The following is a 12609-nucleotide window of genomic DNA, read 5'->3' on the forward strand; positions in this document are numbered from 1 at the left end:
CCTAAAGTCCGTCTTCTAGGGCACATCAGGGGCACGAGGGGCACGTGTTCGGGGGCCACGTCATCAGACCGACTCGTCGTCTGGGTTCCCCCATCGCGCCCACAGAGTGTGGTGCCAGTAGGTGGCGTCCGGGCCGGGCTTCGAGACTGCTGGCATGGGTCCGGGACTCGTCTCGATGAGGTGCAGCAGGGTCCACGCGACGCCGAAAGAATCGTCTGGGCCGAAGCATGCGGCCAATGCTTCAGCCTCTTCGGCTGTCACCGGTCTGGAGACGGCTTGGAGCTGCTCGTAACGCCTGTCGAGACCCTCCTCGTCAGTGGAGTTCCAGTCGGGAAGAGGGCCAGCTGCAATGAAGGTCTGCACTTCGGGTCTCACCCGAGAATGATCGGCTCCTGCGGTCGGTCGGGCAAGGTGGTGGGGTGATCACGACTCGGGCACGCGCCTACGCGGGTCCCGGTCCGGGCAGGTGGGTAAAGCCGCGGAGCCGCTCGCCCCAGCCCCGGCGGGGTTTTGGGCTCTGCCCTTGTCTGGCCTCTGCTGCCGGCGCGGCCGAGGCGCCGCCGGAGCGAGGCGAAGAGAGGAGCGTCGGCGAGCGGCCAGGGCCGCGCGCTGGCGCGCTGCGCGCGCCTTGATGTAGTAGCGAAACTCGCAACAGGCCGCCCCCTCCCGCGCACATGCACCCGTTGGGAGGGGTAGCCGAGAGCATGATCCGGACCAGGCACAGACCGGATCCGGTCCATGATCAAGAGTCCGCAGGTCAGAAGGTCCCTGGTGGGCGGCCTATTAGGTCTGCCGCGCAAGCTACGCAGGTTCGAACCCTGTACCAGCCACAGGATAGAGAACAGCCCCTGATCTGCGGAAACGCAGGTCGGGGGCTGTTTCGTTTTCCTGCGCTCCGGGGCTCTCCGGGCGGTGGTCGCTTCATGGCGTCAGGAAGAGCTCGTCCAGGTGGCGGGTGAGGATGGCCAGGGCGTCCTCGCCGGTGCGCTGGCCGGCGAGGACGCTGGAGCCGAGGCCGTTGACCATGGCGAGGAGTCCGGCGGCGGTGGTGTCGGGGTCCTTGGCGGGGGAGATCTGTCCGGCCTGCTGGGCTGCGCGAAGCTGCTTGGTGAGGAAGGCCTCCAGGATCCGGGGCTGCTGGGCGCCGTGCTTCTCCAGGACTTCGGGGTCGCCGAGCACCAGGGCGTAGTAGGCGGCGTAGGTGCGGGTGATCCGACGGCTCTCCGGGTCGGTGGGCAGGATGCAGGAGAGGACGGCGGTCACGGTGCCGCGCGGGGTGGGCGGGGTGCCGGCGGCTTCGATCCAGCGGGCCATCCGGGCCTGGAGTTGGGCGCCGAGTCTGGTCAGTGCGTCGAGCAGCAGACCCTGCTTGGACTCGAAGTAGTACTGGACCAGGCGCAGGGAGACGCCCGCCTCGGTGGCGACCGCCCGCATGCTGGCGGACTGCAGCCCCTGGGTGTCGGCGATCCGGAGCAGGGCTTCGGCGATCTGGCGCCGGCGTTCCTCGTGGTCGGGTCGCGGGTTCACGGGGCCGCCTCCACGGGGTCGGGCTGTCACGGTTCAGGCTCTCTGGTACACCCGTATCATGGCGTGATACAGATGTATCATGCGAATCAGCCAGTTCAGGAACGAGCAGGCCGGCGAACGGTTCCGGGCTGTGTACGAGCGGACGTTGACGGACCTGTGGCCCGGTCCGCGTACGGCGCTGGACCTGCCGACCGCGTACGGGACCACCCGCGTCTACCGGGCCGGTCCTCCGGGAGGCGAGCCGATCGTGCTGCTGCCCGGCTCGGGCGGGAACGCGTTGATGTGGCACCGGTACGTCGAGGCGCTGGCCCGGCACCGCCCGGTGTTCGCGGTCGATCCGGTCGGCGAGCCGGGCGCGAGCGTGCAGAGCGCTCCGATCGGTGGTGGTGAGGACGGCGCCGCCTGGCTGGAGGAGGTCCTGGCCGGGCTGGAGGTGTCGGCCGCCCACGTCGTCGGCTGCTCGTACGGCGGCTGGCTGGCGCTGAGCCACCACCTCCACCGCCCGGGCCGGACGGCCTCGCTGACTCTGTTGGACCCCGCGGGCTTCGCCGGGTTCGGACCTCGCTTCTACGCCTGGCTGATCGCCGGCGGACTCGCCGCGGCGGCGCCGCGCCCGCTCCGCCCGCGACTGGCCCGGCTGGTCGGCAACAGCGCCGTCCTGGAGAGCGAACTGATGGGGCTGATGCGGGCGTCGATGGGGTTTCGCCGCGCGCTCCCGGTGCCGCCGGTCTTCTCGGACGAGGAGCTGGGCCGCATCCGGGTCCCTGTGCTGTTCCTGCTCGGCGCGCGCAGCGCGATGCACGATGCGCGCGAGGTCGCGGTCCGGATCGGCGGGCTGGTGCCCTCGGCCCGGGTGGAGGTCGTGCCGGGCGCCGGTCATGCGCTGCCGACCGACTGCCCGGAGCTGGCGATCGAGCGGATCCTCGAAACGGCCGGGGTGGAACAAGGCCCCAGGCGGCGGGAGGGCCGGGTCAGCCGTGGGTGGTCTGGCGGGGGAGGGCGAGGGTGACGGTGTCGGCGAACTCGCGGACGGCGCTGGTGCGGCTGACCACCCGGCCGCTGTGGATGACGAGTCGGCTGTGGCCACCGGAGAGGGCGCCGGTCAGGCTGTCGCCGCGGACGGCGAGCAGTTCGGCCGGGAAGCCGGCGTCCACCCGGACGGGTGGGAGGCCGAGGGCGGCCCTGGCCTGGCCGGAGACGGCGTCGTAGGCGGCCTCGGGGCTGAGCGCGCCGCCGGCGGCGAGCACGTGGGCGGCCTCCAGCGGGTCGGCCCGGCCGACCGGGTTGGCGGGGTCGCGCAGGGCGCCGCCGCCGGCGGTGAGGGGGACCCGGGCGTCGCTCAGTTCCCGTACCAGGGAGGGGCGCAGGCCGGGCGGGGGGCCTTCGAGGCCGGTGCAGCCGCCGTTCTGGGGCAGGCAGACGACGCGCATGCCGGCGGTGGCGAGCACGGTGCAGCCGCCGGGGGTGAGCGAGCTGCACGGCCCGAGCGTCACCCGGGGCCGGTGGGGGGCCAGGGCGGCGGCGAGGCGGGCGAGTTGGGCCTGGTCGGCGCCGGCGGTGTGCAGGTCGACGGGGCAGTCGGCCTCGCCGGCGGCCTCGACCAGGATCTGCACGTAGCCGATCGGGTCGGGGTCGAGGTCGGGGCAGCCGCCGGCCGCGTCGGCGCCGAGCCGGAGCGCCTCGCGGAGCTGCGCGCGGCCGTCGGCGCCGGCCAGGCCGGTGAGCAGGCGGGGCATGGCGACGGCCTGGAGGTCGGCGAGCCCGCGCAGGGTCTGGCGGGCGGTCAGGACGGCCTCCAGGCGGCGCAGCCCGTGGACGTCGCCGATCCGGACGTGGGTGCGCTGGGCGGTGGCGCCGTAGCCGAGGGAGGTGAGGGCGGCCTCGGTGACCCGGCGGACCAGGTCGGCGGGGTCGTCCGGGGGCGGGCCGGGCAGGGCGGCGGAGAAGGCGGTGTCGTAGTGGCCGTGGGGTTCGGCGGGGGCGGGCAGCAGGAGGTAGCCGCCGAGGTCGATCCGGGCGCCGGTGGTGACAGTGGGCCGTCCGGGGGTGACGGGCAGCGGGCCGAGGCTGCCGACGGTACCGACGGCCTGGATGCGGTCGCCGCTGATCCGGACGTCCACCACCCGTCCGTCGATCAGCCGCGCGCCGGTGAGGAGCAGGACCGGGCCGTGTTCGAGCGGGTTGCCGGACGGCCCCTGGTCCGGCCCCTCGGCCGGTGAGCTGTCCGTCATGCGACCTCCTCGCGGCCGGCGGGTGTACTCGCAAGATCACTGACGATCGAGCCTATTGCGGCCCCGGCCGGGACGCTCGGAGGCGGGCATAAGTCGTATCGGTCGGGCCGCCCGGCGCCTCTCAGGTCGGGCCGCCCGGTACCTCCCGGGTCGGGCCGCCCGGCGCCTCGCAGGTCGGGCGGGTCGGAGCGTCCCGGACCGGGCGGTCGGGAGCGTCCCGGGCCGCGCCGCCGTGCGCGCCCGTCGCGCCGATCGGCGGGGTGCGGCCCGCAGGTCATCGAGACCGGGAGCCGGGCAGCTCGAACGGACGTGCCGGACGGGTGCGTCAGTACGACCCCGCCGACCTGCGGAGATCCGGCCCGGATACGGATTTCACCTCTGGCCGGGAAACGTGTAATCTCTTCCTCGTTCGCCCCTATAGCTCAGTCGGTAGAGCGTCTCCATGGTAAGGAGAAGGTCTGCGGTTCGATTCCGCATGGGGGCTCTGGTGAGAGGCTTCCGCTTCGGCGGTCGCTGATCATCTAAGCGGTGTAGCTCAGTTGGTAGAGCAAGCGGCTCATAATCGCTGTGTCACCGGTTCAAGTCCGGTCACCGCTACCCCGCGTAGTCGATCGGGGGGTCACTCTCCCGATCGGCTACTCTTGTCTGTGTTCTTATTCGTTGTCCCAGGAAGGCACTCCCGTGGCTGCCACCGACGTCCGCCCGAAGATCACGCTGGCCTGCGTGGAGTGCAAGGAGCGGAACTACATCACCAAGAAGAACCGGCGCAACGACCCGGACCGTCTTGAGATGAAGAAGCACTGCCCGCGTTGCAACGCCCACACGGCGCACCGCGAGACCCGCTGACTTTGCCTCGACTCCAGGCCGCACCCCACTCGGGGCGCGGCCTGGAGTCATTTCTGCGTCCCCTTCGTGACGATGCCCCGAGTGACGATCCTTCAGAGGAGTAGGCCCATGCCGCTCGATCCCTCGTTCATCGGGCGGACGTATCCGCCCACCGAGCCGTACGAGGTCGGCCGCGAGAAGATCCGCGAGTTCGCCGTCGCGGTGGGTGACGCCAACCCCGCGTACACCGACCGGGAGGCGGCCAAGTCGCTCGGCCACCCGGACGTCATCGCGCCGCCGACCTTCCCGTTCGTGATCACGTACGGCGCGGCGGCCCAGGTGGTGAACGACCCCGAGCTCGGGCTGGACTACAGCCGGGTGGTGCACGGCGACCAGAAGTTCTCGTACACCCGGCCGGTGCGGGCGGGTGACCGGCTGGCGGTGACCGTGAGCATCGACGCGATCAAGTCGCTGGCCGGCAACGACGTGCTGACGGTCCGTGGCGAGGTGCACGACGAGAGCGGCGAGCACGTGGTGACCGCGATCATGACGCTGGTCGCCCGGGCGGCCGACGAGGCGGGGGAGTGACGATGGCGATCAGCTTCGACGAGGTCGAGGTCGGCACCGAGCTGCCGGCGCAGTCGTTCCCGGTGACTCGCGCCACCCTGGTGCAGTACGCGGGCGCCTCGGGCGACTTCAACCCGATCCACTGGAACGAGAAGTTCGCGCTGGAGGTCGGCCTGCCCGACGTCATCGCGCACGGCATGTTCACCATGGCCGAAGCGGTCCGGGTGGTCACCGACTGGGTGGGCGACCCGGCCGCGGTGGTCGAGTACGGCGTCCGCTTCACCAAGCCGGTGCCGGTGCCGAACGACGGCGTGGGCGCGGTGATCGAGGTCACCGGCAAGGTGGCCGCGCTGCTGGAGGACCGCAAGGTCCGGGTCGACCTGGTGGCGACCAGCGGCGGGCAGAAGGTGCTCGGCATGTCGCGCGCCGTGGTCCGACTGGCCTGAGGTGCGCCGGAAGGGGCGCGAGGGAGATCTCTCGCGCCCCTTTCGCCCGTTCGGAGGTCTTCGGCGGTTGGCCGTGCTTCTTTTGGGGCAGCCGTGCTCCTCTTGCGAAAGTAGTGATTGGCCACTAACTTGAATTCCATGGTTCGGATGACGGCGGAGGAGCGGCGCGAGAGCGTCATCCGCGCGGCGATGGTCGAGTTCGCCCGCGGTGGGTACCGCGGCACGTCCACCGAGGCGATCGCCAAGCGGGTGGGCGTCTCGCAGCCGTACCTGTTCCGCCTCTTCCCGAGCAAGCAGGCGATCTTCCGGGCGGCCTCCGAGCGGTGCATGCAGGAGACCTGGCAGGCCTTCGACAGCGCGTCCGAGGGGCTCACCGGCGAGGCGGCCCTGGAGGCCATGTCCGCGGCCTACCTCGCGCTGATCGAGGACCGCGAGCGGTTGATGATGCAGATGCAGATCTACGTCTCGGTGTTCGCCGCCGAGGCGGGCGGCGACCAGGAGATCGGGGACGCGGCGCGGGCCGGCTGGCTCGAGCTGTTCGACCGGATCCGGATCCGGCTCGGTGGCGACACCGAGGAGGCGACCCGGTTCATGGCGTACGGGATGCTGATCAACACCCTGGTGGCGATGGGCTACCCGCCGGACCACCGGATCTGGGCGGGCTTCGAGAGCCCGAAGCACCCGGACGCCGACGGCTGCGTCCCGAAGTCCGACTGAAGGTCGCGCCTGCCCTGGCGCGTCCTTTTTTCGGCCCATGAAAGTTATTGAGCAATAACTACCTAGAGGCCCGAGGGGCACCCGATGAAGGACAAGCAAGCACTCTGGACGCTGGTGATCGCCAGCGTGGCCGGCTTCATGGCCGGCCTGGACAACCTGGTGGTGACCACCGCCCTGCCCGCCATCCGGCAGGAGCTCGGCGGCGGACTCTCCGACCTGGAGTGGACGGTCAGCGCCTACACCCTCACCTTCGCCGTCCTGCTGATGCTCGGCGCCGCGCTCGGCGACCGCTTCGGCCGCCGCCGGCTCTTCGTCGGCGGACTCGCCGTCTTCACCCTCGGCTCGGCCGGCGCCGCGCTCGCCCCGAACATCGGGACCCTGATCGCCGCCCGCGCCGTCCAGGGCAGCGGAGCGGCCGTGATGATGCCGCTCACCCTCACCCTGCTCACCGCCGCCTTCCCCGCCGCCAAGCGCGGCCTGGCCTTCGGCATCTGGTCCGGCGTCAACGGCCTGGCCATCGCCACCGGACCGCTGATCGGCGGCACCCTCACCGAACACTTCTCCTGGCAGTGGATCTTCTGGCTGAACGTCCCGATCGGCCTGCTGCTGCTCCCGCTCGCCCGCTCCCGCCTGGCCGAGAGCCGCGGCGTCAACCCGCGGCTGGACGTCCCCGGCACCGCCCTGGTCAGCCTCGGCCTCTTCGGCCTGGTGCTCGGCCTGATCCGCGGCAACCCCGACGGCTGGACCAGCCCGCTGGTGCTCGGCTCGCTGACCCTCGGCGTCCTGCTGATCGCCGCCTTCGTCGGGTACGAGCTGCGCGTGGCCGCCGCCCCGATGCTGCCGATGCGGATGTTCCGCAGCCGCACCTTCTCCGCGGTGAACGCCACCGGCCTGCTGATGTTCCTCGGGATGTTCGGCTCGATCTTCCTGATCAGCCAGTACCTGCAGAACGTCGGCGGGTACTCCCCGCAGGCGGCCGGTGTCCGGATGCTGCCCTGGACCGCCATGCCGCTCGTCGTCGCCCCGATCGCCGGCCTGCTCTCCGACCGGATCGGCGGCCGCCCGATCGTCATCACCGGGCTGGTGCTGCAGGCCCTCGGCCTGGGCGCGTTCGCCCTGATCGCCGACCGCACCACCGCGTACGGGCCGACCGTCCCGGTCCTGGTGGTCTGCGGCATCGGCATGGGGCTCTACTTCGCGCCGATGGCCGGCCTGGTGATGTCCGGCGTACGGACCGCGGAACAGGGCATCGCCTCCGGCGCCAGCAACGCCCTGCGCGAGGTCGGCGGCGCCCTCGGCGTGGCCGTGCTCTCCGCCGTCTTCTCGGCGCAGGGCGGCTACGGCAGCGCCCGGATGTTCACCGACGGCATGGTGCCCGCCCTGTACGTGGGCGCGGCGACCGTCGGGGCCGCCGCGGTGGCCGCCGCCCTGATCCCGCGCAGCCGCGCGGCCCGGACCCTCGGGCCGGACGCCGACCCGGTGCGGACCGCCCCGCAGCCGGCGCACCGCTAGCCACGTCCCACGACAGTCGAAAGACAGAAAAAGAGGACAACGGAGATGCCCACCATCCCCTGGACCGCCGGCCCGGCCACCGACCCGCACGGGGACGTGATCGTGATGGCGTCGCAGTTCCGGCTGCGGAGCTTGCGGCATGTGCCCGGCTTCCTGCGGGCCGCGCTGGCGATCCGGCGGCAGACGAGACGGGCACCCGGCGCGGTCGGGGTGAGCCTGCGGGCCGCCCCGCTGCGGCGGACCTTCTGGACCCTCTCCGCCTGGGAGAGCCGGGAGGCGATCGACGCCCTGGTGGCCGCCGAGCCGCACCGGACCGTGATGCGGACCATGCGCCCGGCCATGGCCAGTGCGGTCTTCACCTTCTGGGAGACGCCCGCCGACCGCCTGCCCGGCTGGCCCGAAGCCGACCGACGGCTCGCCGAGCAGCAGCGGGTCACCCCGTAGTCTGGGGTCGTGCTTGTTGAACACGACGCCCCGCTCGCCCCGCTCACCACGCTCCGGCTCGGCGGCCCCGCCCGCCGACTGGTGACCGCCACCACCGACGAGGAGATCGTCGAGACCGTGCGCGCGGCCGACGCGGCGGGGGAGCCGCTGCTGGTCATCGGCGGCGGCTCCAACCTGGTGATCGGCGACGCCGGCTTCGACGGCACCGTCCTGCGGATCGCCACCCGCGGCTTCGCCCTCGACGGCACCCTGTTGGAACTCGCCGCCGGCGAGGTCTGGGCCGACGCCGTGGCCCGCACCGTCGACGAGGGGCTGGCCGGCATCGAGTTCCTGGCCGGGATCCCCGGCTCCGCCGGTGCCACCCCCGTGCAGAACGTCGGCGCGTACGGCCAGGAGGTCGCCGAGACGATCACCGAGGTGGTCGCCTACGACCGGGTCCGGTACGAGACCGTCACCCTCACCGGCGCCGACTGCGCCTTCTCCTACCGGCACAGCCGTTTCAAGGCGGACCCCGAGCGCCATGTGGTGCTCCGGGTCCGCTTCCGGCTCACCGACGCCGGCGGGCAGTCCTCGCCGATCAAGTACGCGGAGGTCGCCCGGACGCTCGGTGTCGAGGCGAACCGGTCGGTGGACCTGCGGACGGCACACGACACCGTGCTGAAGCTGCGGGCCGGCAAGGGCATGGTGCTGGACCCCGAGGACCACGACACCTGGTCGGCCGGCTCCTTCTTCACCAACCCGATCCTCACCGACACCCAGTACCGCGCCTTCCAGGACCGGCTGGGCGAGGTGACCGCCCCCGCCTTCCCGGCGGGGGACGGCCGCACCAAGACCTCGGCCGCCTGGCTGATCGACCACGCCGGCTTCGGCAAGGGCCACGGCAGCGGCCCGGCCACCCTCTCCACCAAGCACACGCTCGCGCTCACCAACCGCGGCGCCGCGACCACCGAGGACCTGTTGGCGCTGGCGCGCGAGGTCCGCGACGGCGTTCGCGCGGCGTTCGGGGTGGAGCTGGTGAACGAGCCGGTGATGGTGGGCGTCGCGCTGTAGGCGCCCCGGTCCTCAGTTCACGAGCCAGGCGTCGATGTCGGCCAGGATCTCCTTCTGGACGTGCTCCGGCGCGCGCGAGCCCCGCACGGACTGGCGGGCCAGTTCGGCGAGTTCGGCGTCGGAGAAGCCGTGCACGTCGCGGACCAGGTCGTACTGGGCGGCGAGCCGGGAGCCGAACAGCAGCGGGTCGTCGGCGCCGAGCGCGAGCGGGACGCCGGCGTCGAAGAGGCGTCGCAGCGGGACGTCCTCGGCCTGCTCGTAGACGCCGAGCGAGACGTTGGAGGAGGGGCACACCTCGCAGGTGATCTGCCGGTCGGCGAGCCGCTGGAGCAGCCGCTCGTCCTCGGCGGCGCGCACGCCGTGCCCGATCCGGCCGGCGCCGAGGTCGTCCAGGCAGTCGCGGACGGATTCGGGGCCGGCGAGTTCGCCGCCGTGCGGGGCGGCGAGCAGGCCGCCGCCGCGGGCGATGGCGAAGGCGCGGTCGAAGTCGCGGGCGAGGCCGCGCCGCTCGTCGTTGGAGAGGCCGAAGCCCACCACGCCCTGGTCGGCGTAGCGGACGGCGAGGCGGGCCAGGGTGCGGGCGTCCATCGGCGACTTCATGCGGTTGGCGGCGACCAGGACGCGGATGCCCACGCCGGTGGCGGCCTCGGCGTCGCGGACGGCGTCCAGGATCAGTTCCAGGGTGGGCGTGAGGCCACCGAGCCGGGGCGCGTACGAGGTCGGGTCGACCTGGATCTCCAGCCAGCGGGAGCCGTCGCGGCGCTCGTCCTCGGCGGTCTCCCGGATCAGTCGGCGGATGTCGGACTCGTCGCGCAGGCAGGACCGGGCGGAGTCGTACAGGCGCTGGAAGCGGAACCAGCCGCGCTCGTCGGTGGCGCGCAGCTTCGGCGGTTCGTCCGAGATCAGCGCCTCGGGCAGCCGGACGCCGTGTTTGTCGGCCAGCTCCAGCAGGGTGGCGGGCCGCATCGAGCCGGTGAAGTGCAGGTGCAGGTGGGCCTTCGGGAGGCTCCGGACATCACGCAGGCGATCCATCTGCGAATCCTGCCGCATCGGGCGGGGAAACGGGAACCGCCCCTGTCGCATCCCTCGAAGGGGTGACAGGGGCGGTCGGGCGGGAGCCGGTCAGTCGCGGGCCTCGGCCAGCAGCTTCTGCACCCGGCTGATGCCCTCGACCAGGTCGGCGTCGCCCAGGGCGTAGGACAGCCGCAGGTAGCCCGGGGTGCCGAAGGCCTCGCCGGGGACGACCGCGACCTCGACCTCGTCCAGGATCAGCGCGGCGAGCTCGGCGGAGGTCTGCGGGCGCTTGCCGCGGATCTCCTTGCCCAGCAGGGCCTTGACCGACGGGTACGCGTAGAAGGCGCCCTCGGGCTCGGGGCAGTAGACGCCCTCGATCTCGTTGAGCATCGTCACGATGGTCCGGCGGCGGCGGTCGAACGCGGTCTTCATCTCGTCGACGGCCGACAGGTCGCCGGCGACGGCGGCGATGGCCGCGCGCTGGGCCACGTTGGAGACGTTCGAGGTGGCGTGCGACTGCAGGTTGGCGGCCGCGTTGACGACGTCCTTGGGGCCGATCATCCAGCCCACCCGCCAGCCGGTCATGGCGTAGGTCTTGGCCACGCCGTTGACCACGATGCACTTGTCGGCCAGCTCGGGCAGCAGGGCGGGCAGCGAGGTGAAGGTCGCGTCGCCGTAGACCAGGTGCTCGTAGATCTCGTCGGTGAGCACCCACAGGCCGTGCTCCAGCGCCCAGCGGCCGATCGCCTCGGCCTCGGCCTCGGTGTAGACCGCGCCGGTCGGGTTGGAGGGCGAGACGAAGAGCACCACCTTGGTGTTCTCGGTGCGGGCGGCCTCCAACTGCTCGACCGAGACCTTGTAGCCGGTGGTCTCGTCGGCGACCACCTCGACCGGCACACCGCCGGCGAGCTGGATCGACTCCGGGTAGGTGGTCCAGTACGGCGCCGGGACGATCACCTCGTCGCCCGGGTCGAGGATCGCGGCGAAGGCGTTGTAGATCGCCTGCTTGCCGCCGTTGGTGACCAGCACCTGGGAGGCGTCCACCTGGTAGCCGGAGTCGCGCAGCGTCTTGGCGGCGATGGCGGCCTTGAGCTCCGGGAGGCCGCCGGCCGGGGTGTACCGGTGGTTGGCCGGGTCCTGGCAGGCCGCGACGGCGGCGTCGACGATGTAGCCGGGGGTCGGGAAGTCGGGCTCGCCCGCACCGAAGCCGATGACGGGGCGGCCGGCCGCCTTCAGGGCCTTGGCCTTGGCGTCCACGGCGAGGGTGGCGGACTCGGCGATGGCGCCGACCCGGGCGGAGACCCGGCGGTCGGCAGGGCGGTTGGAGGTGGGTGCGCTCATGTCTGCATCGTTCCAGAACCGCGGAGGCCCGGGCACGACGGTTTCAACATGTGTACGGGGCCGTCCACGATCCGCACTCGTTCGGGCGGCCGGACGTGAATGAGGTTCGACCAAACGGCGAAGAACCCGTACACTCACTGCTCGACGGCTTCCGAACTGCGAATCCTCCCGGCGCGTACAACACGCACCACGGCGGATGCGGTAGGTTGGGGGCCACTGAGGAGCCGACAGGTTCTGAAGGGCACTAGCTCAATTGGTAGAGCACCGGTCTCCAAAACCGGCGGTTGGGGGTTCGAGTCCCTCGTGCCCTGCTGCTTGATCCGCACTGAGCCCGTTCGCTCCACAGAGCGAGCGGGCTTGATGCGGAGAGGGCCCCACCAAGCACTGCCTTTTCGCCGGATCGCCCGTGCTACCCAGCACGGACCTCGGCAGGACCCGGATTCAGGTGAGGACGAGTGACGGAGACCACGGGCTCCACCGCGACGCCTGAGAGCGGCAACCCCGAGGGTGCCGACGTGGCGGACGAGACCACGCCTGCGGATGGCAAGCTCTCCCGGCGTGACCGGCGGCGTGCCAACAAGGCCTCCGCGGGCGACGGTTCGAAGAAGTCCGGCAAGCGGGCCAAGAAGGGCCTGTTCGCACGGATCGCGATCTTCTACCGCCAGATCATCGCCGAGCTGCGCAAGGTCGTCTGGCCGAGCCGCAACGAGCTGGTCCAGTACACCACCGTCGTGGTCACCTTCGTGATCGTGATGATGCTGCTGGTGGCCGGCCTCGACTGGGGCTTCTCGAAGCTCAGCTTCTGGATCTTCGGCTGACGCCGGATCCTCCGAAAGACCTCACCCCGACCCGGGCCGATCGAATCGGCCCGGGTCGAGCTGTCGGTGCGAACCGCACGAACCGGACGAGACGGCTACCGTTGACTCGGTACTGTT

At 71.8% G+C, this 12609-nt stretch carries 13 protein-coding genes and 3 tRNA genes; 12 read left to right on the forward strand and 4 right to left on the reverse strand.

The genetic code is table 11. The features are described 5' to 3' along the window. Nucleotides 1–921: 921 nt before the first annotated feature. Nucleotides 922–1527 carry a TetR/AcrR family transcriptional regulator gene (locus FHR36_RS14355; protein ID WP_253796969.1) on the reverse strand — a complete coding sequence of 202 codons (606 nt, stop codon included), beginning with the start codon at nucleotides 1525–1527 and terminating at the stop codon, nucleotides 922–924. A 79-nt stretch (nucleotides 1528–1606) separates the two neighbouring features. Here FHR36_RS14355 and FHR36_RS14360 point away from each other — a divergent pair, with 79 nt between their 5' ends. Then, a complete protein-coding gene (locus FHR36_RS14360) occupies nucleotides 1607–2536 on the forward strand; it encodes an alpha/beta fold hydrolase (RefSeq protein WP_253796970.1) in 930 nt (309 codons plus the stop codon). On the opposite strand, the gene FHR36_RS14365 is transcribed toward FHR36_RS14360, so the two are convergent. Next, the gene (locus tag FHR36_RS14365) at nucleotides 2499–3758 is read right to left on the reverse strand and encodes an amidohydrolase family protein (protein WP_253796971.1); all 1260 of its coding nucleotides are present in this window, start codon (nucleotides 3756–3758) and stop codon (nucleotides 2499–2501) included. The two genes, FHR36_RS14360 and FHR36_RS14365, sit on opposite strands and share 38 nt — an antisense overlap. Nucleotides 3759–4169: 411 nt before the next feature. Here FHR36_RS14365 and FHR36_RS14370 point away from each other — a divergent pair. The 9 genes from FHR36_RS14370 (at nucleotide 4170) to FHR36_RS14410 (ending at nucleotide 9319) form a co-directional block, all read left to right on the forward strand. Then, nucleotides 4170–4242 (forward strand) — tRNA-Thr (locus FHR36_RS14370). A 40-nt stretch (nucleotides 4243–4282) separates the two neighbouring features. Then, nucleotides 4283–4355 (forward strand) — tRNA-Met (locus FHR36_RS14375). 84 nt (nucleotides 4356–4439) lie between these two features. Next, entirely contained in the window at nucleotides 4440–4604 is a 165-nt protein-coding gene (gene rpmG / locus FHR36_RS14380) for a 50S ribosomal protein L33 (RefSeq protein WP_004571794.1), read from the forward strand. A gap of 108 nt (nucleotides 4605–4712) precedes the next feature. Further along, nucleotides 4713–5171: a MaoC family dehydratase N-terminal domain-containing protein gene (locus FHR36_RS14385; protein WP_253796978.1), complete on the forward strand. Its 459-nt coding sequence runs from the start codon at nucleotides 4713–4715 to the stop codon at nucleotides 5169–5171. 2 nt (nucleotides 5172–5173) lie between these two features. Then, nucleotides 5174–5596 (forward strand): MaoC family dehydratase, encoded by a 423-nt coding sequence (locus tag FHR36_RS14390; protein WP_301330243.1) that lies wholly within the window; start codon nucleotides 5174–5176, stop codon nucleotides 5594–5596. A gap of 138 nt (nucleotides 5597–5734) precedes the next feature. Then, nucleotides 5735–6313, forward strand: a complete 579-nt coding sequence (locus tag FHR36_RS14395) for a TetR/AcrR family transcriptional regulator (protein WP_253796989.1) — start codon at nucleotides 5735–5737, stop codon at nucleotides 6311–6313. Between the two features lie 84 nt (nucleotides 6314–6397). Next, nucleotides 6398–7825, forward strand: coding sequence for an MFS transporter (locus FHR36_RS14400; protein WP_253796991.1), 1428 nt, complete (start codon nucleotides 6398–6400; stop codon nucleotides 7823–7825). A 45-nt stretch (nucleotides 7826–7870) separates the two neighbouring features. Continuing rightward, complete coding sequence (locus FHR36_RS14405; RefSeq protein WP_253796999.1) at nucleotides 7871–8269, forward strand: DUF3291 domain-containing protein; 399 nt, start codon at nucleotides 7871–7873, stop codon at nucleotides 8267–8269. A gap of 9 nt (nucleotides 8270–8278) precedes the next feature. Beyond that, nucleotides 8279–9319, forward strand: coding sequence for a UDP-N-acetylmuramate dehydrogenase (locus FHR36_RS14410; protein WP_253797001.1), 1041 nt, complete (start codon nucleotides 8279–8281; stop codon nucleotides 9317–9319). Between the two features lie 12 nt (nucleotides 9320–9331). Here the strand turns inward: FHR36_RS14410 and FHR36_RS14415 are convergent, their stop codons facing one another. Further along, nucleotides 9332–10351 (reverse strand): adenosine deaminase, encoded by a 1020-nt coding sequence (locus tag FHR36_RS14415; RefSeq protein ID WP_253797003.1) that lies wholly within the window; start codon nucleotides 10349–10351, stop codon nucleotides 9332–9334. 90 nt (nucleotides 10352–10441) lie between these two features. Beyond that, nucleotides 10442–11674, reverse strand: coding sequence for a pyridoxal phosphate-dependent aminotransferase (locus FHR36_RS14420; protein WP_253797011.1), 1233 nt, complete (start codon nucleotides 11672–11674; stop codon nucleotides 10442–10444). A gap of 238 nt (nucleotides 11675–11912) precedes the next feature. Between FHR36_RS14420 and FHR36_RS14425 the strand changes: the two genes are divergently transcribed. Both FHR36_RS14425 and secE read left to right on the forward strand, forming a co-directional pair. Next, nucleotides 11913–11985 (forward strand) — tRNA-Trp (locus tag FHR36_RS14425). A gap of 144 nt (nucleotides 11986–12129) precedes the next feature. Further along, nucleotides 12130–12492: a preprotein translocase subunit SecE gene (gene secE, locus FHR36_RS39910; protein WP_253797013.1), complete on the forward strand. Its 363-nt coding sequence runs from the start codon at nucleotides 12130–12132 to the stop codon at nucleotides 12490–12492. Nucleotides 12493–12609 lie beyond the last annotated feature (117 nt).

This window comes from Kitasatospora cinereorecta, from assembly GCF_024172095.1.
Classification (GTDB): Bacteria; Actinomycetota; Actinomycetes; order Streptomycetales; family Streptomycetaceae; genus Kitasatospora; species Kitasatospora cinereorecta.

What these genes read in the sequence shown, in the direction of transcription:
- FHR36_RS14360 (WP_253796970.1), top strand. Translation starts at nt 1,607, where the DNA reads ATGCGAATCAGCCAGTTCAGGAACGAGCAGGCCGGCGAACGGTTCCGG.
- FHR36_RS14365 (WP_253796971.1), bottom strand. Translation starts at nt 3,758, where the DNA reads ATGACGGACAGCTCACCGGCCGAGGGGCCGGACCAGGGGCCGTCCGGC.
- FHR36_RS14385 (WP_253796978.1), top strand. Translation starts at nt 4,713, where the DNA reads ATGCCGCTCGATCCCTCGTTCATCGGGCGGACGTATCCGCCCACCGAG.
- FHR36_RS14390 (WP_301330243.1), top strand. Translation starts at nt 5,174, where the DNA reads ATGGCGATCAGCTTCGACGAGGTCGAGGTCGGCACCGAGCTGCCGGCG.
- FHR36_RS14395 (WP_253796989.1), top strand. Translation starts at nt 5,735, where the DNA reads ATGGTTCGGATGACGGCGGAGGAGCGGCGCGAGAGCGTCATCCGCGCG.
- FHR36_RS14400 (WP_253796991.1), top strand. Translation starts at nt 6,398, where the DNA reads ATGAAGGACAAGCAAGCACTCTGGACGCTGGTGATCGCCAGCGTGGCC.
- FHR36_RS14405 (WP_253796999.1), top strand. Translation starts at nt 7,871, where the DNA reads ATGCCCACCATCCCCTGGACCGCCGGCCCGGCCACCGACCCGCACGGG.
- FHR36_RS14415 (WP_253797003.1), bottom strand. Translation starts at nt 10,351, where the DNA reads ATGGATCGCCTGCGTGATGTCCGGAGCCTCCCGAAGGCCCACCTGCAC.
- FHR36_RS14420 (WP_253797011.1), bottom strand. Translation starts at nt 11,674, where the DNA reads ATGAGCGCACCCACCTCCAACCGCCCTGCCGACCGCCGGGTCTCCGCC.